The sequence below is a fragment of the Stenotrophomonas sp. genome (assembly GCF_050737575.1).
Lineage (GTDB): Bacteria > Pseudomonadota > Gammaproteobacteria > Xanthomonadales > Xanthomonadaceae > Stenotrophomonas.
The window spans coordinates 534,044-558,778 of sequence record NZ_JBOHXW010000001.1 but is presented as its reverse complement, the minus strand read 5'-3'; the positions used below and the strand labels follow the sequence as shown (position 1 = coordinate 558,778).

Sequence of the window (24,735 nt, the reverse complement as noted above, 5' to 3'; positions counted from 1 at the left end):
TGGCGTTCGGGGTGGTGGATCGGGTACGAGGCAATGCGCTTCGCGATTGAGTGGTTTGCTGGGCGCTGTGTGGCTTGGTTCGTAGCAATAAATGCTGCTTCTACATTCAAACAGCGACCTGCAGGGAAACGCTAAACCGGCGCCTCCCTGCAGGTACTCAACATGCACGTCTTCCTGCCGTCAGCCCAGTTTGAAATCAACGGGAATCAGTCCGTAGGCCTGTACCGGGCGGCCGGCATCCACGGCCGGGTGGAACTTCCAGCGGCGTAGCACTTGGGTGCGTGCAGCAGCGTCCAGGCTGCGGTTGCCGCTGCTGCGTTCGATGGTGACTTCCAGTGGTGAACCGTCTTCGCCGACCAGTACGCGCAGGGTCACGGTGCCTTGTGCGCCGGCCATCAACGCATCGCGCGGATAGGCCGGTGCGGGTGCGCGCTGGTAACGCAGCTGCACGCCTTCCAGTGGCGAGGACGGTGCGATGGAATCAATGGCCGGTGCGTTGGTTTCGACGGGTGCGACGTCGACCGGTGCGCTGATGATGGCTTCGGTGGCGAAGATCGGCATGGGTGCGTTGTCGACCGGCGCGGGCAGGGCGGGTTGGCGCGGCGGTGCCGGCGCGCGAGTGACGGGGATGGGATCAGGACGCGGTGGCGTGGGGGTCACCGGCTTCACTTCCGGTACCTGCCAGCGCGGTTCGCGCACGGTGTCGTTGCGGATGGGGGCCTGGGCCAGTGGGATCAGCAACATCCCCAGCGCCAGTGCGTGCAGGGCGATGGCAGTGCTGTAGGCGAAGATGCGGGACGGCTCGAAGTGCAGCGACGGGGTGCGGGGTTGCGTGCGGACCATGTTCGACCTCCATGCGTGGGCGTGTGACAGAAGACAACGCGCGATGACACAGGACGGGGTTGCAGGTTCCGGCCTGCGTGAGGCCAGTGCGCCAGTGAATTGGGGCGGCGGCAAGCGGGGTTTGGATTGTTGGTTATCTGCTGGACAGCTTTTGGGGATTGCTGGAGTTGCTGGGGAGGGTTTTGTGGTGCTGGGATTTCATCCCAGCCTACGGTCGCGTTTGCTGCGGTTTGAATGGCGCCGCTTCTTGCATTGCCTCCGGAAACGACAACGGCGCCCAAGGCGCCGCTGTCGATTCACATGGAACGCTTGAATCAGCGGCCGAGTTCGAACACCACGTCGAGGTTGACCGAGACGGTGGTTTCGCCCGGGGAGACAGCGGTGTCCATTTCTGCCTTGGCCGAGCGGCCGGCCATGGCCATCATCGGCATCGGGCGGAAGCCGCCCTGGCTGCCTTCGGAGATGCTGACGATGCGGCGCACGCGCAGGCCCAGCGACTTGGCGTAGGTCTCGGCGCGGACCTGGGCCTTCTTCAGTGCGGCCAGACGGGCTTCGTCGTAGACCGGCTCGGGCTGGTCGATCTCGAAGCTGGGGCCGTTGATCTGGTTGGCGCCCTGGGCGGCGAGGCTGTCCAGCACCTTGCCCAGCTTGGCGATGTCACGCACTTTCAGGCTGACGGTGTTGTTGGCCTGGTAGCCGGTGATCTTCGGCGGCTCGTTCTCGGCGTAGCGGTACTGCGGGCTGAGGTTGATGCCGCTGGTCTGGATGTCGCGCTCGGCGATGCCGGCGGCCTTGATCGCGGCCATCACTTTGTCCATCTGCACGGCATTTTCGCGCATGGCGGTGTTGCCATCCGCAGCCTGGGTGACCACGCCGGCCGACAGGGTGGCGATGTCCGGGACGCGGCGTGCCTCGGCCTGGGCGGAGATGTTCAGCAACGTGGCGTCGCTGGCGACAACGGTCGGGACGGTTTGAGCGTGGGCGGTCATCGTGGCTCCCAAGGCAAGTGACAGGGACAGCAGCAGCGGGGCGAAGGCGTGTTGGCGGCGCATGAGGATCCTCCTTGGATGGATCGTGAAGTTGAAGTTCGGAGCGATGAACGTGTGGTGAGCCAGCGCGGGGTTGCTGTCACATTCGCGACGTGGCGGATCATTCAGGTAGCTGGCGCAGGTTATGCTTCCGCGATGCTTTATCTTGCCTCCCGCTCCCCCCGTCGAAATGAACTCCTGACCCGCCTTGGTGTGCCCTTCCATGTCCTGGATGTGGACGTGCCGGAGGTGCGTGCCGCAGGTGAGCCAGCCGAAGCCTACGTGTGCCGGGTGGCATTGGACAAGGCGCGCGCCGGCTTGGCGCGGCTGGCCGATGACCCGCAGGCGGTCGTGCTGGGCTCGGATACCGAAGTCGTGCTGGGTGACCGGGTGTATGGCAAGCCGGCTGATGCGGCCGATGCGGCCGCGATGCTGGCCTCGCTGGCCGGCCGTACGCACCGGGTAATCACCGTGGTGGCGCTGGTGGCGCACGGGCGGCATGCGCTGGAGACGGTGACGTCCGAAGTGACATTCGCGTCAATGAGCGCTGAGCAGATCGCTGCCTACGTCGCCACCGGCGAACCGATGGGCAAGGCCGGTGGCTATGCGATCCAAGGGGGCGCGGAGCGTTTCATCAGCCATCTGGCGGGCAGTTATTCAGGGGTAATGGGGTTGCCGTTGCAGCAGACCGACGCATTGCTGTCGGCCTTCGCTGCCGGGGCGGCAAGCAGTTCCATGGACGAGGGGGAATGAAGGACGTGTCCGAAGAAATTCTGGTGAATGTCACGCCGCGCGAAACCCGTGTGGCGGTGATCGAGAACGGCATGTTGCAGGAGCTGCACATCGAGCGCGGTTGGCGCCGTGGCGTGGTCGGCAACATTTACAAGGGCAAGGTGCAGCGGGTGATGCCGGGCATGCAGGCCGCGTTCGTCGAAGTGGGGCTGGAGCGTGCCGCGTTCCTGCACGCCAACGATGTGGTGCGACCGGCGCCGGTGGTCGGCGACACCGATGAAACCGCGCCGACCCTGCCGTTGCCCTCGTCGGTGCCGATTGTCGAGTTGTTGCGCGACGGGCAGGACGTGGTGGTGCAGGTGGTCAAGGACCCGATCAGCAGCAAGGGTGCGCGGTTGACCACGCACATCAGCATTCCCTCGCGGTATCTGGTGCTGCTGCCGCAGTCGAAGATGGTCGGTGTGTCGGCGCGCATTGAAGACGAAGCCGAGCGCGCCCGCCTCAAGTCATTGGTCACGGAAATTTCCGCCCAGCACGGCGGCTACGGTTACATCGTGCGTACCAATGCCGAAGGCCAGCCGGCCGAGGCGCTGGCCGAGGACATCTCGTACCTGTCGCGCGTGTGGAATGTGGTGGAACGGCGTGGCCGCGAAGCGGCGTCGTGCAGCGTCATCTATGAAGACCTGAGCCTGCCGCTGCGTTCGGTGCGTGATCTGATCCGCAAGGACGTGGACAAGGTGAAGGTGGATTCCAAGGAAACCTTCATCCAGCTCAAGGCCTTTGTCGCCAAGTACATGCCGGTGCTGGACGAGAAGCTGGAGCTGTACACCGGCGACCGCCCGATCTTCGACATGTTTGGCGTGGAGGATGAGATCGTCCGGGCGTTGAACAAGCAGGTGCCGCTCAAATCCGGCGGTTATCTGGTCATCGATCAGACCGAGGCGATGACCACCATCGACGTGAACACCGGTTCGTTCGTCGGCCAGCGCAATCTGGAAGAAACCGTGTTCCGTACCAATCTGGAGGCGGCACAGACGGTGGCGCGCCAGCTGCGGCTGCGCAACCTGGGCGGCATCATCATCATCGATTTCATCGACATGGATGATCCCGAGCATCGCCGTCAGGTGCTGCGTACGCTGGAAAAAGCGCTGACCCGCGATCACGCCAAAACCACGGTCTACGACTTCTCGCCGCTGGGTCTGGTCGAAATGACCCGCAAGCGCACGGTCGAAAGCCTGGAGCGGCAGTTGTCGGAAACCTGCCCGCAGTGCAGCGGGCGCGGCAGCATCAAAACCACCGAGACTGTGACCTACGAGATCTTCCGCGAGATCACCCGCGCCGTGCGCCAGTTCGAGGCGGCGCGCCTGTTGGTGATCGCCTCGTCCAAGGTCGTGGCGCGCATCACCGACGAAGAGTCGGCGGCGGTGGCCGAGCTGGAGGAATTCCTCGGCAAGAGCATCCGTTTCCAGGCCGATGACCAGTACCTGCAGGAGCAGTTCGATGTTGTGCTGCTCTGATCGCGGCCTCGCTTCCGTGGTGGAGGGCGGCGTTGGCGAATGACCACGCTGTGGCACCACCGTTTGCGGCATCTCCGACGTCATGTGCTGTTTGCACTGGCGCTGGTTCTGGTGGGCGTGGCTTTGTTGGTCGGCACGCTCAGCCAGTTGTTGCCGATGGTGGAGTCGCACCCGGACAAGGTCGCCGCCTGGTTGAGTGAACGCGCCGGCCAGCCGGTGGCGTTCGACCGCTTGGACACGCGTTGGACCCGGCGCGGTCCGCTGCTGCAGCTCGATGGCCTGCGTATTGGCAGCGGCGGCGGTGTGCGTGTCGGTCAGGCTGAAGTGCTTGTTGCGTTGTATTCGGGCCTGTTGCCGGGTGCACCGCTGACCGAATTGCGCCTGCGTGGTTTGACCTTGACCTTGCAGCGCGCCGACGACGGCCGCTGGTCGGTGCGTGGCTTGCCCAGCGCTGACAGCGGTGGCGATCCACTCGATGCGCTGCGGCGTCTGGGTGAGTTGCAGGTTATCGGCGGCCAGTTGCAGGTCGCGGCGCCGTCCATCGGCGTGCAGGCGCGCGTTCCGCGCGTGGATCTGCGCCTTCGTGTGGACGGCCAGCGGTTGCGGGTCGGCGCCAAAGGTTGGATTGATACCGCGGCACCACCGTTGACCGCAGTGCTGGATTTCCAGCGCGATCGCGGCGATGGGCAGGCGTGGCTGTCGGCCGAGCCGGCGGATCTTGCGGCGTGGTCGCCGTTGTTGCGCTTTGCCGGCGTGCAGTTGCGCCAAGGCAAGGGTGAGTTGAATGGTTGGGTGCAGCTGCACGATCACCGCGTGGTCGCCGTCACCGCCGAAGGCGAGCTGGAAGACGTGCAACTGTCCGGCGCGCCGTTGCAGTCGGCAACCGAGGCACCTTCCAGCAGTTTCAAACAGCTGCAGCTGCGTGCGCGCTGGAAGTCCATCGACGGCGGCTGGCGGCTGGATGCGCCGTTGTTGCGCATTACCGAAAGCGGCGAGCCACAGGTGCTCGATGGCCTGCTGCTGGCCGGCGGCAAACATTTCGCGCTGCAGGGCAAACAACTCGACGCTGGCCCGCTGCTGCGCGTGGCGGCGCTGAGCGAGCGCTTGTCGCCGGATCTGCGGCGCTGGTTGAACCAGTCGCGGCCCAAGCTGCGCTTTGCCGACGTGCGCATCGTCGGCGATGCCGATGGCCCGTTGCGCGCGGAAGGTGAGCTGCTTGATGCCAGCTTCGATCCCGTCGGCAAGAGCCCGGGTTTGAGTGGCCTGCGCGGGCGCTTTGAAGGCGACGCACAAGCGGTATCGCTGAGCCTGCTGCCCGACCACGAAGTGCGTTTCGACTGGCCCACCGGGTTTGGCGTGCTGCACGAGCTGCGCCTGTCAGGCGAATTGATCGGCTGGCGCGAGGGCGACGGTTGGCAGGTCGGTACGCCGGCATTGCGTGTGCAGGGCCGCAACTACGCGGCCGATGTGCGCGGCAGCATGTGGTTCCAGGGCGACGGCACGCGGCCGTGGATGAGTCTGGCTGCCAAGATCGACGACGTTCCGCTGACCGCCGCCAAGAGTTTCTGGGTGCGCTCAAGCATGAGCCAGGCCGCCATGGACTGGCTGGACGCGGCGCTGGTGGACGGCACCCTGCGCGGCGGCACCGGGCTGGCCGTGGGCGACCTGGACGACTGGCCGTTCGACAACCATGACGGCCGCTTTGAAGCTGGTGGGCGTATTGATGACGGCAGCATCCGCTTCCACAAGGATTGGCCGGTGATGCGCCAGGTGGATGCGGACATCAACTTCATCGCCAATGGGTTTGAGTTGCAGGGCAAGGGCGAGCTGGCCGGGGTGAAGGTCGACCGCATGCAGGCCGGCATTGCCGACTTCCACGAGTCGCTGCTGCAGGTGCGCGCCAATACCGTGGACGATGGCAGCCAGCTGCTGGCGATGTTGAAGCAGAGCCCGTTGCAGGCGACCTATGGCGAAACCCTGGACAACCTGACGGTATCCGGCACGGCCGGCGTCAGCTTCGACCTGCAGCAGCCGTTGCGTCGCGGCGATGGCGCCGGCCGCCTGCAGGGCACGGTGGATCTGCGCGGCGCGCGTCTGGCCGACAAGCGCTGGGATCTGCAGTTCGACAACGTGCGCGGCAAGGTTCAGTACGGTGGCAATGGGTTTGACGCGCCGGCCTTGCAGGTGCGGCATCAGGAACGCGATGGCGTGCTGGCATTGCGCGCGGGCGACCCGGTCAAAAATCCCGCGAATGCGTTCGAGGCGGAACTCACCGCCACGCTGGACGCTGGCAACCTGCTCAATCGCGCGCCCGAGCTGGGCTGGCTCAAACCGTATGTGCACGGCACCTCCAACTGGACCGTTGGCGTCAGCTTGCCCAAGGTCGCGGCGGGCAGCCGTGCCGCGCCGCCAACGTTGCTCACCCTGCAGTCGGATCTGCAGGGCACGCGGCTGCAATTGCCGGCGCCACTGAATAAGCCGGCCGGCGAGGCACTGCCAACCACCGTGCAGGCCGCCTTGCCGATGGGCAGCGGGCGTATCGATGTCGCTTTCGGCAAGTTGATGGCCTTGGCCGCGCGCAGCCAGAACGGCAAGACCGGCGTGCAGGTGACGATGGGCAGTGATCGGGTGGATCACGAACCGCCAGCCGACGGATTGGTGGTCAACGGCCGCACGCCCTCACTTGATGCGCTGGAGTGGATCAGCCTGGCGCGCGGTGGTGATAGCGCCCAGGACAAGGACGGACTCGCGCTGAAACATGTCGACGTGCTGGCCGACCAATTGCTGCTGATCGGCGGGCGTTTCCCGCAGACGCGCCTGCAATTGCGCCCGGGTGCCGATGCGGTGGCGGTGCAGCTCAGCGGCCCGGCATTGGCCGGCAACCTGCATATTCCGCAGGCCGATGGCGGCACCGTCAGCGGCCAGCTTGAGCGTGTGCATTGGCAGGCCGCCAAAGCGGCAGCGGTGGAATCCACCGACACGCCGATGGCCCCGGTCAATCCGGCCAACATCCCGCCGCTGGCGCTGGATATCGAAGACCTGGAATTCGGCACGGTGAAGCTGGGCCAGACGCGCCTGCGCACCCAACCGTTGGCCGATGGCCTGCGCGTGCAGGAGCTGCAGATCCGCGCGCCCAAACAAACCATCGACGTGCATGGGCAGTGGCGCGGCATGGGCGCGCAAGCCCGCACCGAAGCCAGCGCCAACGTGCAGACCGAAGACCTCGGTGATCTGATGCAGCGGCTCGGCTACGGCGGCCAGGTGCGTAGCGGGCAAGGGCAGATGCAGTTGCAGGTCAACTGGAACGCCGCGCCGATGGCGTTCAGTCTGGCCAATCTGGAAGGCGGGCTGAGCATGAACCTGCGCAACGGCCAGCTGCTGGAAGTGGAGCCGGGCGCCGGTCGAGTGCTCGGGCTGTTGAGTGTGGCGCAGCTGCCGCGTCGACTGATGCTGGATTTTCGCGATCTTTTCTCCAAGGGCTTGGCGTTCAATCACGTCGAAGGCGCGGTGCGTTTTGACGGCGGCATGGCCAGCACCGACAAAATCGCCATCGAGGCGCCGGCGGCCAACATCACCATTCGCGGCCAGGCCGACCTGCGCAGCCAGCAGTTCGACCAGACCATCGACGTCAACCCGCGCTCGGGCAATCTGCTCACCGTGGTCGGCGCGGTCGCAGGTGGCCCGGTGGGCGCGGCGGTCGGCGCTGCGGCCAATGCGGTGCTTGGCAAGCCGTTGGGCGAAATCGGCTCCAAGACCTACAAGGTCACCGGGCCGTGGAAAGACCCCAAGGTGGAAGTGATCGACCGCGACACCCCGCGCGCGCCGCCGCCGGTAATCACGCCAGCCGCCCCCGGTCTCTGACACGCTGTGCGCAGCCCTCATCGTTGGAGCCGCTGATCCCCTCGCGCTTCCATTGCGCGCCCCGCGTTTCCGGGGCGCGAATCCACTTCTGATTGCCCCGCCAGCTTGCGAAGCGCAGGCCCGGCCCCCATCTGGAATGTCATGACCGACAACGCCCTCACGCTCGCCGAAACCCGCCTGTTGCTGCCCGCCGGGCTGGACGCCAACCGCCTTGAACGTACCTTCGGCACCCTGCTGGGGCCGGGCATCGACTTCGGCGACCTGTATTTCCAGCATTCGCGCCGCGAGAGCTGGAGCGTGGAGGACGGCATCGTCAAGGACGGCGCCCATGCCATCGAGCAAGGCGTTGGCGTGCGCGCCATTTCCGGCGAGAAGACCGGCTTTGCCTATTCCGACGACATCCAGCCGGCCGCGTTGCTGGCTGCCGCACAGTCGGCCCGCGCCATCTCCCGCGATGGCGGTGCGCAGGACGTGCGCGCGCTGGTGCGCGGCAGCGGCCGCGCGCTGTATCCGGCGCTGGATCCGGTGGACAGCATTGGTAACGAAGCCAAGGTCGAGGTGCTGAAGCGTCTGGACCGCTACCTGCGCGCGGCGGACCCGCGCGTGCAGCAGGTGATGGTGAGCCTGTCCGGCGGCGTCGATACCGTGCTGATCGCGCGCAGCGACGGCGTGTTGGCGGCCGATGTGCGGCCGCTGGTGCGCTTGAACGTGCAGGTGATCGTTGAACAGAACGGACGCCGCGAATCCGGCTATTCCGGCGGCGGCGGCCGTTACAGCTATGAAGAACTGTTTGCCAATGACCGCCCGGAAGGCTTGGCCCGCGAAGCGCTGCGGCAGGCGCTGGTCAATCTGGAAGCGATCCCGGCCCCGGCCGGGGTGATGCCGGTGGTGCTCGGCCCGGGCTGGCCCGGCGTGCTGCTGCACGAGGCGGTCGGCCACGGACTGGAAGGCGACTTCAACCGCAAGGGCACCAGCGTCTATGCCGGCCGCATCGGCGAACGCGTGGCGTCACCGGGCGTCACCATCGTTGACGACGGCACTCTGGACGGCCGCCGTGGCTCGCTCAACATCGACGACGAAGGCACGCCCACGCAGTGCACCACGCTGATCGAGGACGGCATTCTCGTCGGCTACATGCAGGACACGCTCAACGCACGCCTGATGGGCGTAAAGCCTACCGGCAACGGTCGCCGCGAATCGTTCGCGCACATGACCATGCCGCGCATGACCAACACCTATATGCGCGCCGGCAATCACGACCCGCAGGAGATGATCCGTTCGGTGAAGAAGGGCTTGTACGCGGTGAATTTTGGTGGCGGCCAGGTGGATATCACCAGCGGCAAATACGTGTTCTCCGCCACCGAGGCGTACCTGATTGAAGACGGCAAGATCACCGCGCCGGTGAAGGGCGCCACCTTGATCGGCAACGGCCCGGAGACGATGCAGAAAGTGCGCATGATCGGTAACGACCTGGCGCTGGACGAAGGCGTCGGCATCTGCGGCAAGGACGGCCAGAGCGTGCCGGTCGGCGTCGGCCAGCCGTCGTTGCTGATCGAAGGGATTACCGTGGGTGGTACGCAGGCTTGAGGGTGCTTCAGGAGCGGCCCTCATCCGCCCCATTGGGGCACCTTCTCCCGTAAACGGGAGAAGGGACAGCTGGCATTTGGAACTTTGCAGAGTCCCCCTCGAACTGCAGATATGCAATCCCTTCTCCCGCCTGCGGGAGAAGGTGCCCCGCAAGGGGCGGATGAGGGGGAGCCTTTCGCTACAGAACCAAACCAGCAGCAAAGCCCCTCAGTCCAGATCAATCCTGTTCGTCGCCTTCCACATCATCAGCGTCGTCATCATCATCGCCACCAACTTCCGCAGCCGCGCTCAGCACCGGTGCAAGCATCAGCTCGCGCAGCACCTGGTAGATCTCACGGTAGGCGCGCGGCGGCTTGTTCTTGGCCTTCTCGGCCAGTGCATTGCGTACCAGCGTACGCAGCTCCTGGCGATCGGCGTCGGGGTGCTCGTCCAGCAGTTCGGCAAGGGCGGCATCGCCTTCGGCCAGCAGGCGCTCACGCCAACGCTCCATGCGGTGCATGATGGCCACTTCGCGGCGTGAGGTGTCGCTGTTGGCATCCAGCGCGTCGCGGATGGCCTCCAGGGTTTCGTCCTCTTCGCGGCGCATCTGCTTGGCCAGGAAGGCCAGCTGGCGCTTGCGGGCACCGTGCGACGTGATGCGCTTGGTGTACTCGATATGTTCCAGCAGGCCTTCCGGAATCGGCAGGCGTGCCAACTGGGCCGGAGTCAGCTCTACCAGCTTCTCGCCCAGGGCCAGCACTTCCAGCGCTTCGCGCCGGTTCTGGCTGCGGCTTTCGCCTAAAAATTCGCCGGTATCTTGGTCGCGTCCGCGCATCGTACTGCTACCCACTAAACTTCAGTTATTGAAAAATCCGGTCACAAAGGGCCGGGGTTTCGCGAGAGATTCGCATCATGCCTTTCCGGCCATGCTTGACCGGAAACCTTGCGAGGGGCTCGCATCACATCTCAAGTCCGGCCCAGATGGCCGGTGCTTCGCAAAGGATCCGCACCCCGTCCGGGCAGGCTACGCCGGGCGATGTGAAGGGATTCGGCCAACAAGGATAAAGCATTGAACGCCATTACCACCCACAACGCTTCCACCGATGACAGCCTGCCGCGCCTGGAACAGCTGGCCGGCATCTCCCAGCGGCTGTTGGAGAAGGCCCGTGCCCTGGGCGCCACACAGGCGGAGGTCAGCTGCAGCGAGGAGCGCGGGCTGGATGTGAACGTCCGCCTGGGCGAGGTGGAAACGGTGGAATCCACCCACGATCGCGGCATTGCCGTGACCGTCTACTTCGGCCACCGCAAGGGCAGCGCCAGCACCGCCGATCTGCAGGAATCCAGCCTGGAATCCACCGTGGCGCAGGCCTGCGCGATTGCCCGCCATACCGAAGACGATCCGGCCGCTGGCCTGGCCGATGCCGAGTTGATGGCGACCCAGTTCCCGGACATGGATGGCTGGCATCCGTGGGCGCTCAGCGCCGATGAGGCGTTGGACCTGGCGCTGGCCTGTGAAGCGGCAGGGCGATCGGCTGATAGCCGCATCAGCAACTCCGACGGCGCCTCGGCGGCCACCGCGCAGAGCTTGTCGGTGTACGCCAACTCGCACGGCTTCATCGGCCGGGAGCGCAGCAGCCACCATTCCATCGGCTGTGCGCTGATCGCCGGTCAAGGCGATGGCATGCAGCGCGACGGCTGGTACACCAGCGGACTGGCGCGCGAAGACCTGACCGACCCGGCGCAGGTGGGCCGCATCGCTGCCGAGCGTACGCTGTCGCGCCTGCAGCCGCGCTCGTTGCCGACCGGCGAAGTGCAGGTGCTGTTTTCCGCAGAGATGGCGCGCTCGCTGATCGGCCATTTGCTGGGTGCGGTGTCTGGCGGCGCGTTGTACCGCCGCGCCAGCTTCCTGCTCGACAGCGTCAACACCCGGCTGTTCCCGGAATGGTTTGCCGTCGATGAAATGCCGCTGCTGCCGCGCGGCCTGCGTTCCAGCACCTTCGATGGCGAAGGCGTGGCCACGCGCAATTCGGCGTTGATCACCGATGGCGTGTTGCAGCGTTACATCCTGGGCAGCTACTCGGCGCGTCGGCTCGGCTTGAAGACCACCGCCAATGCCGGTGGCGTGCATAACCTGAAAGTGGCGGCCAACGCGGGCGACCGCGCGTCCATGCTGTCGGGTATGGGCACCGGTTTGCTGGTGACCGAGCTGATGGGGCAGGGCGTGAATGGCATCACCGGCGACTACTCGCGCGGTGCTGCCGGCTTCTGGGTGGAGAACGGGCAGATTGCCTATCCGGTCGACGGCATCACCATCGCCGGCAACCTCAAACAGATGTACGCCGGGATCGAGGCGGTGGGCAGCGACGTCGATCCGCGCTCGCATGTGTCGGTCGGCTCGATCCTGGTCGGGAAGATGACGGTGGCCGGCGACAATTGAGATGGCATTTGATAGTTGCGGGCTATGCTTATCCTGATTTAGGCGTCATTCTTATAGCGGTAGATCCGTTACACATTTCAACCCACAACAAGGATAAGGGGACGCTATGAGCGACTATCAGAACAATCCGCCACCGCCGCCGGTTGGCGATGCAAGCAGTGAAGAGCGTCAGTGGGCGATGTTTGGTCACCTGTCCGCGTTGACCGGCGTTGTCACCGGCGGCGTTGGCAACATTGTTGGCCCGCTGGTGATCTGGCTGGTCAAGAAAGACACCATGAGCTTTGCAGCTGATCAGGCCAAGGAAGCGTTGAACTTCAATATCACGCTGGCGATTGTTGCGCTGGCGTTGGTGGTGTTGTCGGTGGTGACGCTCGGCATCGGCCTGATTGTGGTGATCCCGCTTTCGATCGCACTGGGCGTGGCGTGGCTGGTGCTCACGATCATGGCTGGCATCAAGGCCAATGAAGGCGTGACGTACCGCTATCCGTTCACCCTGCGCCTGATCAAGTAATCGATCTGCAGGTGGTTGCAAAAAAGCCCGGAAAATCCGGGCTTTTTTGTTTCTGGTGTTTGTATGTATTGGAGACGTTGCGCAGCAGGAATGGTGAGTCGGTGATCGTGATGCGGCATTCCGATTGTTGCGTTGTTGCCGGCATCGAGACCGGCGTCATTCGCATCAACGACGATGCGTGGCCGGGATTTCATCCCAGCCTGCGGCTCAGTGCGATCGCTTTACGGTGAGTTCGCCCAATGCGGACAGTGCAGCGGCGCGATCGGCGAACGGTGCGAGCGTCGCCTGCATGGTGTCGGCCAGTTCGTCGAGCGTGGCCTTGGCGCCGTCCATGCCCAATAGCGACGGGAAGGTGGACTTGTCCTGTGCCTGATCCTTGCCTGCGGTTTTGCCGAGCTGCTCGGAGCTGGCTTCCACGTCGAGGATGTCGTCGCGCACCTGGAAGGCGAGGCCGAGCGTGTCGGCGAATGCGTCCAGCCGCGCGAGTTCGTCGTCGCTGGCGTTACCGCACAGCGCGCCCATGCGTACCGCCGCGCGAATCAGTGCGCCGGTCTTGAGTGCGTGCATGCGCTTGAGGTCGGCCAGTGGCTGCTGATGACCGGTGGCGTCGATATCCAGCGCTTGGCCGCCACACATGCCGGCGGCACCGGAAGCACTGGCCAAGGTGCGCAGGCAGGCCAAGGCCAGCTCCGCTGGCAGATCGGCTTCTGCCAGCACTTCAAAGGCGCGGGTTTGCAGGGCGTCACCGGCAAGGATCGCGGTGGCTTCGTCAAATGCGATGTGGGTGGTCGGGCGACCGCGACGCAGATCGTCGTCGTCCATTGCCGGCAGGTCGTCGTGTACCAGCGAATAGGCGTGGATCAATTCGACTGCCACTGCGGCAGCATCCAGGCGGGAATCGTCAGCACCAAATACGTGGCCGGCGGCGTACACCAGCAGCGGACGCATGCGCTTGCCGCCGCCCAATGCTGCGTAGCGCATGGCTTGGTGCAGGCCTTTCGGGGCGATGTCGGGGTCGGGCAGGGCGCGTTGCAGTTGCTGTTCGATGCGTTGCAGCCAGGCGGCAAACAGGGCGTCAGTCGTCATTGCCAACGCTGTCGAACGGCTCGGATTTTTCCGGCTGGGCGGGATCGGTGAGCAGGCGCACGCGCAGTTCGGCTTGTTCCAGCGCCTGCTGGCACTGGCGATACAGGCCGACACCGCGTTCATAGGCGGCCAGCGACTGCTCAAGGCTCAGATCGCCGGCTTCCATCTTCTCTACCAGCAGCTCCAGTTCGTCGAGCGACTGCTCGAAGTGGGCGACCGGCGAGGCTTCGTTGGGGGACTTCTTGGGCATGGGGGCAAGTGTGAGCGGCCAGCGGGAAAGGGTCAATTCACCGGATCTGGCGGTTGCCACTGCAGCTGCGCGTCATGCGCCTGCAACCAGAGCTGCAACGCTGCGGAAATGATGCGATCACCGGCGGCCAGTACGGTTTCGCCATCGCACAGCAACGGCAGATGCGGGCGCAGCCACGGCGGCGTGTCGGCCGCTTGCAGGCAGTGTTTGAGCGCGTGTGAATGCACGCGCCCCGGCAGCTGGATACGCTCACCACCCTGACGTTGGCGTAGCGTGAGCGGTTGGTCGAATGCGTTGGTGCCGTGCAGCGACAGGGTTGCGCCGTCGGGCAACGAGATCGGGGTGCGGCCATCCCACTGTACTTGCCAGCCCGGCGGCCATTCCGGCAGCAGTGTTATCGCGTGCAGCTGCTCGCGCCAGCGCACGATTCTTGCCTTGCCCCAGCGGAACTCGGCCTGCTGGTCGTCTGCGGCCTGCAGGAGCTGCCGGTGGATGCTGCGCACGCCGTTGGCCGGCAGTGGCGGCAGTTGGCAGTGGCGCGTCCAGCGGCGCAGCACGCGTGCTTGGCGGGCGTCACTCAGTTGTTTCAGTGCCGCGATGGAAAGTGTGTTGTCGGCCTGAAGGCAAGTGCGCAGGTCGTCACTGTCCTGCTGTTCGAGCAGGTCGCTGGCATCGCTCGTCAACGCGGCGCTGCGTGCCATCGCTGCGGCCGCATGCGGCCAGCGCTCGCGTAGCAGCGGCATGATCTGCAGGCGCAGGAAGTTGCGATCAAAGCCGTCGCTGTCGTTGCTGGGGTCGTCGATCCACTGCAATTGATGTTGCTGCGCGTAGGCTTCCAGCGCGGCGCGGGACACGAGTAGCAAGGGGCGCCACAGCTGGCCGTTGCCGAACGCGCGCAACTCACGCATAGCCGCCAGCCCGTCAACGCCCGATCCGCGCAGCGCACGCAGCAGGAAGGTTTCGGCCTGGTCGTCCTGATGGTGCGCCAAGGCCAGCCATTCGCCTTGCTGCAGTTGTGCCTTGAAGGCGGTGTGGCGGGCATTGCGCGCGGCGGCTTCCAGCCCTTCACCACTGTCGCGGGCGACGTCGACACGGATGACCTGCAGCGGGATATTCCATTGTGCGCAGACATCGCGGCAATGCCGCTCCCAGTCATCGGCCTGCGTTTGCAGGCCGTGATGGACATGCACCGCGCGCAAGTTGCCGGGTGCACGCGCAGCAGTGTGAGCGAGCAGGTGCAGCAGCACGGTTGAATCCAGCCCACCACTGAAGCCGACCATCACCGGGAGGTGGTTCGCAGCGTCGAGCAGAGAGGGCGGAAGCAGGTGCATGGCGGTGCCGAGTATCGGCGCGGGGTGCGGCAACCGCAATTCGTGCGGGCGGCAAACGATGATGGGAGCAGCCCGTAGGCTGGGATGGAATCCCAGCGTTTGGCTCGGCGGTGCTGGGATTGCGCAGTGCTGCATCCCAGCCTACGGGGCTGACTTTCGAGCGCCCCCACCGCAACCCCTCTCCCGTTTTTCGGGAGAGGGGCTCAACTACACGTCACTGCGCTTTGCGCTCGAAGTTCTTCGGCTTCGGTAGATCGACCGGCACGCCCTTGCTATCGCAGGTGGACAGCGCACACAGCCGCTCACGCAGACGTGGAGTGGCCTGCACGATCAGGTGGTAGATGGTGTTCTGTTCCATCGTGCCGCGCACGGCATTGCTGCCGGGGCCGCGTGCCCAGATGCCGACGTCTTCGCCACCGTGCGATTCGCTCTTGGACGGCACCAGCGCTTCCTGCATGTAATCCGGGTGCTCGGTGTCGACGTGGGTCAGGTCGGGGCGGCCATTGGCGGCCTCGAAGCTGCTCGGGCCGTGCGGGAATTTCTTCGGGCCGGCTGGCTGCTGGTTGCTGGCGCCGGTGTAGCCCGGGCCATTGGCGTAGCTCAGCGTGGTGTACGGCATACCCATGCCGTCGCGGGCCAAGTCCAACGCGCCCATGCCGTCTTCGCCGCCCTTGTCCTTGACCTTGCCGAGGATGGCGTTGCCGCGTGCCGGGTAGCCGACAAAGTTGAGCGTGTGCGAGTGGTCGGCGGTGACGATGATCAGCGTCTCGTCGGCCGAGGTGGCGTCCATGGCGGCCTTGACCGCGTCGGACATGGCGATGGTGTCGCCCAGTGCGCGGGCGGCGTTGCCGCTGTGGTTGGCGTGGTCGATGCGCGCGCCTTCCACCATCAGCACATAGCCTTCCTTGTGCTTGGACAGGTTGGCGATGGCCGCGCGGGTGAGTTCGGCCAGCGACGGCTCACCGGCACGGTCCTTGGCGCGGTCCTGCTCGTACTGCATGTGGTCCGGCTCGAACAGGCCAAGCAGTGCCGGTGCGTTGCCGGCGGCCTTGAGCTGGTCGGCGTTCCAGACATAGGCGCCCTGCGGATGGGCGGCTTGCCATTCGGCGACCAGGTTGCGGCCGTCCAGGCGCAGGCCAACCTTGTCGTCGTATTCCGGGTCTTGTTCGTTGATGGTGGTGAACTGGCCGCGACCGCCGCCGAGGGCGACCAACGGGCCACGACCGTAGCGCGAGGTGGACAGCAACTGCTGGGCGATGTCCGCGCAGCCGGCGGCCTTGGCCGCTTCGGGCAGGTCGGTGTCGTTTTCCCAGTTGCGCTCGGGCGAGTGCGCATAGGTGGCGGCCGGGGTGGCGTGGGTCAGGCGCGCGGTGGAGACGATACCGGTCGCCATGTCAGCGCTGTCGGCCAGTTGCAGCCAGGTCAGCAGTTCTTTGTTGAGGCTGTCGGCGCAGTTGTTGCGGCTGCCGGCGCTGACGCCGATGGCGCCCATGTGGCTTTTCACGCCGGTGGTGATGGCGGTCATGGTGCCGGCCGAATCGGGGGTCTGCGAATCGGTGTTGTAGGTCTTGCTGAATGCCGTGGCCGGGAAGCGCTCCCAGGACAGCAGGTTCTCTTCACCCGGATTGCCGTTGCGCTGGCCTTCCAGAATGCGGGCGGCGGCGACGGTGGTCAGGCTCATGCCGTCGCCCAAGAACAGGATCACGTTCTTTGCCTTGCCGGCCATGGCGCCATTGGCCGCTGCGCGGGCTGCGCCATCGCGGTACCACCACTGCGGGGTTTCACCGTCCGGGTGCGCCACCTTGGGCACGTCCACGTGGATTGCCGAAGTGGCGGCCGTGGAGGACTGGGGCGCGGTGCTGGCGCAGGCGCCGAGCAGCAGGGTGGACAGGGCAGCGGACAGGAACGTGGCTTTTTGCATCTGTAGTGATACCGGCGTGAAGACAGACGGCCATTATGGGCAAGCCCGGAAGGCATGCATATGACACGCAGCTTTTCCCTGCCGGGATCGTGCTGCGGCAAGGCTTGCGCTATCGTGGCCGCCTCGATTTTGTTTTCCGGATTCCCTTTATGAACGTGGTATCTGCCTGGCTGCGGATTCCCTTCTGGCAGCGTGTTGTGGGCGGCTTCGTGCTGGGCGCGTTGGCCGGTTGGGTCCTGGGGCCCGCCGCCGAGATGTGGTTTGGCCCCTTGGGCGAGATCTACGTCACCCTGATCAAGATGATCGCGGTGCCGCTGGTGTTCTTCGCGGTGATCAACGCGATCAGCTCGCTGCATGGCCAGAAGTCGGTGGCCGCGCTGGGCGGGCGCACCTTCCTGTGGTTCATCATCACCGCCATTCTGGCGGTGGGTATCGGGCTGGCGGTGGGCACGGTGATGCAGCCGGGCACCGGTGGCCTGAAGCTGAGCGTGGACAGCGCGTACACGCCGCGTGACGTGCCGTCGGTGGCGCGGGTGCTGATGGATGTGGTGCCGTCCAATGTGTTCTACGCGCTGGCCGGCATCGGCACGCGGGTCAATGCGGCCGGCGAAACGGTGCTGGCGGCCGGGCGTGGTTCGATCCTGCCGGTGATCTTCTTCGCCGGTCTGCTCGGCTTTGCGATGGTCAAACTGGGCGAGAAGGTCAGCGAGGCCCGCAAGCTGGTGGGCCAGATGAGCGAGATCATGATCCAGGTCACCCGCTTCGTGCTGGAGATGACGCCGCTGGGTACCTTTGGCTTGATCGCCGGGCTGGTGGGCACCTACGGTTTCGAGAAGCTGCTGCCGCTCGGTAACTTCGTGCTGGCGTTGTACGTGGCCTGCGCGCTGCACATCGTCATCGTCTACAGCGGCTTGCTGCTGGCGCATGGGTTGAACCCGATCAAGTTCTTCCGGGGTGCGGCGCCGGGCATGCAGGTGGCGTTCGTGGCCTCGTCAAGTTTTGCGGCGATGCCGGTGGCGATGCGCTCGATCACCGACAATCTCGGCGTCAACAAGGATTACGCCTCGTTTGCGGTGCCGCTGGGTGCCAGCATCAAGATGGATGGCTGCGGCGCGATCTACCCGGCGCTGTGCGCGGTGTTCATCGCGCAATACACCGGCGTGCCGCTGACGCCCGAGCAATACGTGGTGGTGATGATCGCTTCGGTGCTGGGCAGCTTCGGCACGGCCGGCGTGCCGGGTACGGCAGTGGTGATGGCTACCGTGGTGCTGAGCGCGGCCAACCTGCCGCTGGAAGCCATCGGTTATCTGTACGCCATCGACCGCATTCTCGACATGATGCGGACCATGACCAACGTGACCGGACAGATGGTGGTGCCGGTGATCGTGGCCAAGGAAACCGGATTGCTGGACCAGCAGGTTTACGACGCGGTGGGAACGGTCAGCGTGGGCAGTGGTGATACCCGCAGCTAACGTTGGGAGCATCGCAACACACAAGAACGAAGGTCGGCTTGCCGGCCTTCTTTTTTTTTGTTTGCCGAAGCAGGTGCTGCCGAAAATCGTGATCCCTTCGGCAGCTGTAACAGGGTGTAACACCGACCTGTAACACGGCTGATACAGCGGCTGGAGAGCCGCGCTGCTGCGTGCTCGTGGTTCCGTGAATGGCTGCCGATGTGTACCCGCGCCCCGCTGTGCCGCTGTGACAGGGATACAGTCGCGCGGTTTACACCTTGCACTCATCGCCTTGTTTTCATTGATAAAAGTGCGTTGGCATGGTTGCTGCTCTTAGTCCCCCATCGGAACGAATGGGCGGGGCAATGGACAGCAGGACCAGTAATCGCGTCACCGGTTTGATCGGGGCCTTGGTGCTGATGACAGCTGCCAGCACTGTGGTGCAGGCGTCGGGCGCGCGCCAAGGTGTAAAGGCGCAGCCGGGCGAGATTGTGTTGCTGCGCGATGTCTCCACGCGGCCGGCCTACCGCATGCAACCGCCGGGCATGGCCTTGATTGCCGATCCATCGCCGCGCAAAGAGTTGGCCGCCGCACTGGGCGCAGGCGGCATGGACGAACTCAGCGATGCGGATTACGCCTCGATGGAATCCGGCCTGGCCGATGCGTCCCTGTCCCACCATGGGCAGACCACGGTCGAGCGCGTCACCGTTGGCGTGGTGGGTGGCACGCTGGGTCGTGTGGTCGGCGACGGCGGTGCACTCTCCGGTGGACAGATGGCACGCACCATCGGCGGCCCGATGGGCGCGGTGGGCGGCGCCACGCGCGGCATTGGTGACCAGGTGCGCGGCGCATTGGCGCAGTTCCCGCTGGGTCAGCCGACCGGGCCAGGTGGCAAATGAGCCGGCACCTTCCAGCGAAATGCTTTGCGCTGATCATGGGCGTGGCGATGGCTGCGCCGCTGTTGGCGCAATCCAGGGCGGACGCATATGCGGGCATGTTGTCGTACCTGTCCACGGATGCGCATATCGACGGCAATGCATTGGCCGGTGCCAACGGCGCAATCACCGTCAATCAGGCCGCCGGTGATTTGAACCTGCAGGCCAATCTGCACAGCTTCGCCAGCGGCCGTAATGCAACGGCAAGCGTCAGCGCCACGCAGCGACATCTCTCCGATGTATTCGACACACCGATGCAGGCCAGCGCCCGCATCGCAGGCAATGCACTGGCCGGCGCCAGCGGCATTGCGTCAATCAATCAGGCCAGTGGCAGCGGCAACGCGGAGTTGAACTCCGTGACCGCGACGTTGGCCGCACAGGGCATACGCGAGGCAAGCGATGACGCAATGGCGTCGTCCTCGGCGCTCGCGTCGGCAGGGGGGCAACCTGCCGTCAATGATCCGCGCGTCACCCGCAGGGTGGGCGTGGAAGCATCCGCATTGCGCGGGTTTGACGGTGTGTTGCAACTCAATCAGATCGCGGGATCAGGCAATGCAACGGAGAACAGATTCAGCATCTCCGTGCAGGGCACCCCGTGAGCAACGTTCCATCCACTCGATCATCAGAAAACTGAAGAGGGCACCATGAAAGCGAATAAATGGACTGTACTCGCCATGGCGGTCACGGCACTCACCATGAGTGCGGCGGCCAGTGCGGCGGACGACAAAGACGCGAGCGCGAACATCGATCACCAGCACAACGTGAACGAGACGCGCACCAATACCAACACGAATACCAACACCAATACGAACGTAAACACGAACGTAAATACCAACGTCGATACCGATATCGACCTGAAGTTGGATGCCGCTGCCTGGCTGCGTTACTCCGATACCCGGAGCAACACCGACACGCGCACCAACACCGAGACCACCAGCACCTGGTCCAACGATGTCACCGAGAACGTCAACAAGACCTCGAACATCAGCGCCGACGAGCGTAAGGAAAAGAACAACCACGGCGTTGATGTGAACTTCGAGAAGGACATCCGCTTGAGCTCGGACGTCAACTTCTCCGGTGATCCGACCATCACCGGTGACATCGACCTGGATTCGGCGGCGATTGCCATCATCGACAACCGTCAGTCGATCTCCAACAACGAAGCCGACAACGGCCTGCTGACCAACGACGCGTCGATTGCCGATGACGTGGGTTCCACTGCCTCGGGCAACCTTGGCTTCAACGTCGCCGCCGGCGACAACAACGCCCAGGACAACGCAGCTGCGCTGTCGGCAGCCGATGCATCCTTCAGCTTCGGCATGGCCGACGCGGAAGTGTTCGTCCACCAGAGCGGCATGAACAACTACACCATGAACTACGGTGTGACCAACACCGCCGGTGTGGGTGGCAATGCCTTCAATGGTGCCTCGGGCAACATCGGCGTGAACGTCACCTCGGGCAACAACAACGAGCAGAAGAACGCTCTGGCCGCCTCGGTAGCCACCAGCGCCTATGCAACTTCGAGCATCAGCTCCAACCAGGTGTCCTCGGGCAACGAAGTCAGCAATGACGGCTACTACGACTACCTGGTCAACAGCTACTCGATCAGCATGAGCGGCAAGGTCACCGGGACCACCAAGGGCACCGGCACCGGCACTTACACCGGCACCGGCAACTCCTACCAGAAGACCAACTTCTACCCGGATAACTGGGAAGGCGACAGGCATCCGGCAGGTGACCAGACCGGTCACTCGGATTGGGACAACGAGACCCAGGGTGCTGTGGCCAACCCGAACAAGCCGGGAGTGGGCGGCATGGCATGGGATACCGACGAGAAGGGCAACCTGAGCTTCTCGGAGATGGGCACCGCCGACCTGACCGCAAGCTTGAGCGGGCATGTACTGGACATCGATTGGATCGCGGTTGATGCGACCAATACCGCCAGCCTGTCAGGCAGCGCGTTCTCTGGCGCCTCCGGCAACATTGGCGTCAACGTGTCCTCGGGCACCGGCAACCTGCAGGCCAACAGCCTGGCACTGGCTGTCGCACAACCCTCCACGGGTGGTGGCACCGGCGGTGGTGGCGGCAACGAGCCGTAACTGGCCGCGTCATCCGCTTGGATGATGTTTCAGCCTTGAGCAACAAGCCCGGCCATCCGCCAATGGCCGGGTGACACCGGGAGCCCCTGTTCCTCTCCCCCGTGGAGCTGGGGCTCCCACCTGCTGAAGACGTTGGAGACGCGACACTCATGTTCGGCAAGACTCTGATTCTGGCTTGTGCATTGCTGATGGCACCGCAGATGGTGCGCGCCGGCGACGTCGCCTTCAGTGGCGTGTTGCCCAACGGCGGGTTGTACAGCGGCCAGGTCGAGAGCATGCAGGAGCGTCGTTTCCGCAACCTGGTGCGACAGCACACCGACTACAGCTGCGGTGCGGCTGCATTGGCAACCATTCTCAAACATGCCTACCACTTGAACACCGACGAGGCGACGGTGATCGAAGGGATGATGGGCGTGGCTGATCCGGAACTGGTCCGCCAGCGTGGGTTCTCGCTGCTGGACATCAAACGTTACGTCGAATCGCTGGGCATGCGCGGACGCGGCTATCGCGTCAACGAAGATCGCCTGGCAAGCCTGCGGGTGCCCGGGCTGGTGCTGATGGATGTGCGCGGCTTCCGCCACTTCGTCGTGCTCAAGCAGATCCGCGATGGTATGGCTGAAGTGGCCGACCCGATTCTGGGTAACCGGGTGGTGCCCTTGGCTGAGTTTCTGGAGGCGTGGCCGTCACGCGCGGTGTTCGTGGTGATTGGCAGCGACTTCGACCGCAACACGGCACTGCTGCAACCCAGTGAACGGCCAAGCGCGCGTGCGCTGGCTGCACGCCAGGGGCCTGGGCCGATCACCGATGCCGAACTGGTCGACTTCGGCTTTACCCATGCCGACCTGTTCTGAAGGAGCGATGTCATGACCATTTTCAAACCCTGTCTGTTGGTGCTTGCGCTGGGTGTCGCGCTGCCCATCCAGGCCGGAGAGACCACTGCACACGCCGGCAAGGGTCTGCAGGAAATTCCCGATAACGAACTCAATCTGATGCGCGGGCGTTACACCGTCGGTGGCAATGCGGTGGCGTGGTTCGGCGTGACCATGATTTCCAACTGGCAGACCGCCAGCGGCCAGACGCTGCAGGGCGCGCTCACGTTGGCGATGGATTTCAGCAAGGGCAACAAGCCCAAAGTCAGCTTCACCCCCAGCGTCAACATCACCGCCGCCAACGCGCCGCTGCCCGATGCGAGCGGTCGGGCCATTGATGGCAGCGGTTTGCAGAACGTCGCTGGTCTGAGCCAGAGCGTGCAGATCGCAGGCGACGGCAACCGCGCCAGCAACGTGTTGCATCTGAACGTGCGCAATGACGGTGTGATTCCGGGGCAGGGCAATGGGGGCGGGGCGAGCAGCGCGTTGGCACAGGCGGGCGAAGCCAGTGCCTCGGCCAGCTTTGACGGCAACACGGCGCAATTGCAGTTGCGTCTGGAAGGCCAAGGGGCAGTGCAGCAATGGATGCGCAGTGGCAGCGTGGGGCAGAGCATCCAGTTGATGGCCGACGGTCAGCAGGTGGGTAACCGCCTGCAGATCGATCTGGTCAGGCAATCGTTGGGCGGCAATCTGCCGCTGGCACAAAACGTGGCACAAGCCATCACGCTCAATCGGGGGATTGGCGGGGTGGGTGGCCAGTGAACCGCCCGTGCATTGCACGGGCATTGGCAAGGACAACGCAGAGGAATACGACAATGAACCGACTGGCGATGGCGGCGCTGGTGAGTCTGGCTGTGGTTTCGCCTTCAGTGGCGGCGCAGGAGGCGGAAGCCGGCAACAGCACGAGCACGGATGAAGAGGATGTACGCGCACTGGTCGCGCAGCTGGAGGCACTGAAGGCCAGCTACGCGCAGGAAGTGCGACGGCTGCGTGAACTGGACATGCAGGTGCAGGCGATCCAGGCGCGGGTTGGCGGCAAGACGGCGCAGGCCATGGCGCCGGCAACGGTGCCACCGCAGGCGGCAGCAATCGCCGCCGAAGCCGCGCAGCAATCGCCGCCGAAGCCCGCGGGATCCGGCGACGGCTATGCCAGCAGCGCGACTGAAGCGCAGCAGGCCAAAGAGGCCGCGCGGCGCAGTGTGGACGACGTCAAACAGCAGCAGTCGGCCTTGTTCAATCGCCGCCTCACGCTGGAAAACAGCGTCAGCTATGCGCGCTACGACCGCAAGCAACTCACCCTCAACGGCTTCCTTGCGCTGGACGCGATCTTCCTGGGCAACATCGCCATCGAGAACGTGGAGTCCGACTCGGTCACCTACAACTTCGCCGCGCGCTGGGGCCTCAATCCACGGCTGACCTTGAACTTGGATGTGCCCTACATCGCCCGCAAAACCATTTACCAGAAGGGCGGCGCTGGCGGTTCGGCCGCAGCCATCGCACAGGAAGAAACCCACGGCACCGGCATTGGCGATGTCACTGCCAGCGCCAACTACAAGTTGTTCGGCGAACGCGGCTGGCGTCCGGAAACCGTGTTGACTGGCGGCGTCACCGCACCGACGGGCCGCGAGCCGTATGGCCTGGACTGGAAAGTGATCGAACGCGACGACGATGACTTCATCCGTTTCGCGGTGCCGGCCAAGCAACCGACCGGCAATGGCGTGTGGCAGGCCAACCTGGGTTTGTCAGCAGTGAAAACGGCGGACCCGGCGATTCTGTTCGCCAACCTGGGCTACATCCATTCGTTCAAACGCAGCTTCGATGACATTGACTCCAACCCGGACACGATCAACCCGGGCGAAGTGAAGTTGGGCGGCTCGTATTACTTCGGCGCGGGTATCGCGTTCGCCTTCAACGAACGCACCAGTTTGAGTATTTCCTTCAGCGACAAACTCAGCGCCCGCGCGTCCACCCGTTACAAGGACGGCAAATGGATGAAGGTGATCGGCAGCGACGCCAACGCCGGCACGCTCAACCTCGGCGTGACCTACGCGCTGACGCCAAAGGCCACGTTCGTGAGCATGCTCGGTATCGGCCTGACCCCGGATGCACCGGACTTCAGCCTGGCGTTCAAGGTGCCGTACATGCTTTGAAGTGTTGGCGCATTGGCGTGAGAAGTGAGTAGTTCTGAAATGCAACAGCGGCACGGTAGTGCCGAGCCATGCTCGGCAGGGGCGTTACCGCGAAACCGCGAATGTTTCAGCCAAAAAGCACCCCTCCCCATCCCTCCCTTTCGCTATG

At 64.6% G+C, this 24,735-nt stretch carries 21 protein-coding genes; 14 read left to right on the top strand and 7 right to left on the bottom strand.

Annotated elements, in window-relative coordinates; genetic code table 11:
* Positions 1 to 180: 180 nt before the first annotated feature.
* Positions 181 to 843 carry an energy transducer TonB gene (locus tag ACREP4_RS02565; RefSeq protein ID WP_431594623.1) on the bottom strand — a complete coding sequence of 221 codons (663 nt, stop codon included), beginning with the start codon at positions 841 to 843 and terminating at the stop codon, positions 181 to 183.
* A 314-nt stretch (positions 844 to 1,157) separates the two neighbouring features.
* Positions 1,158 to 1,895, bottom strand: a complete 738-nt coding sequence (locus ACREP4_RS02560; protein WP_431594622.1) for an SIMPL domain-containing protein — start codon at positions 1,893 to 1,895, stop codon at positions 1,158 to 1,160.
* 132 nt (positions 1,896 to 2,027) lie between these two features.
* Between ACREP4_RS02560 and ACREP4_RS02555 the strand changes: the two genes are divergently transcribed.
* The 4 genes from ACREP4_RS02555 to tldD all read left to right on the top strand — a co-directional run bounded on the left by ACREP4_RS02555 (position 2,028) and on the right by tldD (position 9,568).
* On the top strand, positions 2,028 to 2,624 hold the full coding sequence (locus ACREP4_RS02555; protein WP_431594621.1) for a Maf family nucleotide pyrophosphatase: 597 nt from the start codon (positions 2,028 to 2,030) through the stop codon (positions 2,622 to 2,624).
* 5 nt (positions 2,625 to 2,629) lie between these two features.
* Positions 2,630 to 4,120 carry a ribonuclease G gene (rng, locus tag ACREP4_RS02550; protein ID WP_431594775.1) on the top strand — a complete coding sequence of 497 codons (1,491 nt, stop codon included), beginning with the start codon at positions 2,630 to 2,632 and terminating at the stop codon, positions 4,118 to 4,120.
* A gap of 39 nt (positions 4,121 to 4,159) precedes the next feature.
* On the top strand, positions 4,160 to 7,981 hold the full coding sequence (locus ACREP4_RS02545) for a YhdP family protein (protein ID WP_431594620.1): 3,822 nt from the start codon (positions 4,160 to 4,162) through the stop codon (positions 7,979 to 7,981).
* Positions 7,982 to 8,122: 141 nt separating this feature from the next.
* On the top strand, positions 8,123 to 9,568 hold the full coding sequence (gene tldD, locus ACREP4_RS02540; RefSeq protein WP_431594619.1) for a metalloprotease TldD: 1,446 nt from the start codon (positions 8,123 to 8,125) through the stop codon (positions 9,566 to 9,568).
* Positions 9,569 to 9,785: 217 nt separating this feature from the next.
* Here the strand turns inward: tldD and yjgA are convergent, their stop codons facing one another.
* Positions 9,786 to 10,382, bottom strand: coding sequence for a ribosome biogenesis factor YjgA (gene yjgA / locus ACREP4_RS02535; protein ID WP_431594618.1), 597 nt, complete (start codon positions 10,380 to 10,382; stop codon positions 9,786 to 9,788).
* A gap of 234 nt (positions 10,383 to 10,616) precedes the next feature.
* On the opposite strand from yjgA, the gene pmbA reads away from it, so the two are divergent.
* The 3 genes from pmbA to ACREP4_RS02520 all read left to right on the top strand — a co-directional run bounded on the left by pmbA (position 10,617) and on the right by ACREP4_RS02520 (position 12,725).
* On the top strand, positions 10,617 to 11,984 hold the full coding sequence (gene pmbA / locus ACREP4_RS02530; protein ID WP_431594617.1) for a metalloprotease PmbA: 1,368 nt from the start codon (positions 10,617 to 10,619) through the stop codon (positions 11,982 to 11,984).
* Positions 11,985 to 12,090: 106 nt separating this feature from the next.
* Positions 12,091 to 12,495 (top strand): DUF4870 domain-containing protein, encoded by a 405-nt coding sequence (locus tag ACREP4_RS02525; protein WP_431594616.1) that lies wholly within the window; start codon positions 12,091 to 12,093, stop codon positions 12,493 to 12,495.
* 11 nt (positions 12,496 to 12,506) lie between these two features.
* Entirely contained in the window at positions 12,507 to 12,725 is a 219-nt protein-coding gene (locus ACREP4_RS02520; RefSeq protein WP_431594615.1) for a hypothetical protein, read from the top strand.
* Here ACREP4_RS02520 and ACREP4_RS02515 read toward each other — a convergent pair.
* The 4 genes from ACREP4_RS02515 to ACREP4_RS02500 all read right to left on the bottom strand — a co-directional run bounded on the left by ACREP4_RS02515 (position 12,703) and on the right by ACREP4_RS02500 (position 17,083).
* Positions 12,703 to 13,581, bottom strand: a complete 879-nt coding sequence (locus ACREP4_RS02515) for a polyprenyl synthetase family protein (protein ID WP_431594614.1) — start codon at positions 13,579 to 13,581, stop codon at positions 12,703 to 12,705. The two genes, ACREP4_RS02520 and ACREP4_RS02515, sit on opposite strands and share 23 nt — an antisense overlap.
* The gene (locus ACREP4_RS02510; protein WP_269791507.1) at positions 13,571 to 13,831 is read right to left on the bottom strand and encodes an exodeoxyribonuclease VII small subunit; all 261 of its coding nucleotides are present in this window, start codon (positions 13,829 to 13,831) and stop codon (positions 13,571 to 13,573) included. Before ACREP4_RS02510 ends, ACREP4_RS02515 begins: the two co-directional genes overlap by 11 nt.
* 32 nt (positions 13,832 to 13,863) lie before the next feature.
* Positions 13,864 to 15,162 carry a tRNA lysidine(34) synthetase TilS gene (gene tilS, locus ACREP4_RS02505; protein ID WP_431594613.1) on the bottom strand — a complete coding sequence of 433 codons (1,299 nt, stop codon included), beginning with the start codon at positions 15,160 to 15,162 and terminating at the stop codon, positions 13,864 to 13,866.
* Between the two features lie 214 nt (positions 15,163 to 15,376).
* Positions 15,377 to 17,083, bottom strand: a complete 1,707-nt coding sequence (locus ACREP4_RS02500; protein ID WP_431594612.1) for an alkaline phosphatase — start codon at positions 17,081 to 17,083, stop codon at positions 15,377 to 15,379.
* Between the two features lie 149 nt (positions 17,084 to 17,232).
* On the opposite strand from ACREP4_RS02500, the gene ACREP4_RS02495 reads away from it, so the two are divergent.
* The 7 genes from ACREP4_RS02495 to ACREP4_RS02465 all read left to right on the top strand — a co-directional run bounded on the left by ACREP4_RS02495 (position 17,233) and on the right by ACREP4_RS02465 (position 24,587).
* On the top strand, positions 17,233 to 18,555 hold the full coding sequence (locus ACREP4_RS02495; RefSeq protein ID WP_431594611.1) for a dicarboxylate/amino acid:cation symporter: 1,323 nt from the start codon (positions 17,233 to 17,235) through the stop codon (positions 18,553 to 18,555).
* 344 nt (positions 18,556 to 18,899) lie between these two features.
* The gene (locus ACREP4_RS02490) at positions 18,900 to 19,433 is read left to right on the top strand and encodes a hypothetical protein (protein WP_431594610.1); all 534 of its coding nucleotides are present in this window, start codon (positions 18,900 to 18,902) and stop codon (positions 19,431 to 19,433) included.
* 35 nt (positions 19,434 to 19,468) lie between these two features.
* Complete coding sequence (locus ACREP4_RS02485) at positions 19,469 to 20,068, top strand: hypothetical protein (RefSeq protein ID WP_431594774.1); 600 nt, start codon at positions 19,469 to 19,471, stop codon at positions 20,066 to 20,068.
* Positions 20,069 to 20,113: 45 nt separating this feature from the next.
* Complete coding sequence (locus ACREP4_RS02480; protein WP_431594609.1) at positions 20,114 to 21,568, top strand: adhesin; 1,455 nt, start codon at positions 20,114 to 20,116, stop codon at positions 21,566 to 21,568.
* A gap of 149 nt (positions 21,569 to 21,717) precedes the next feature.
* Positions 21,718 to 22,419, top strand: coding sequence for a C39 family peptidase (locus ACREP4_RS02475; protein ID WP_431594608.1), 702 nt, complete (start codon positions 21,718 to 21,720; stop codon positions 22,417 to 22,419).
* Between the two features lie 12 nt (positions 22,420 to 22,431).
* Positions 22,432 to 23,199 carry a hypothetical protein gene (locus ACREP4_RS02470; protein ID WP_431594607.1) on the top strand — a complete coding sequence of 256 codons (768 nt, stop codon included), beginning with the start codon at positions 22,432 to 22,434 and terminating at the stop codon, positions 23,197 to 23,199.
* A gap of 53 nt (positions 23,200 to 23,252) precedes the next feature.
* On the top strand, positions 23,253 to 24,587 hold the full coding sequence (locus ACREP4_RS02465) for a hypothetical protein (RefSeq protein WP_431594606.1): 1,335 nt from the start codon (positions 23,253 to 23,255) through the stop codon (positions 24,585 to 24,587).
* The last annotated feature ends 148 nt before the right edge of the window (positions 24,588 to 24,735 follow it).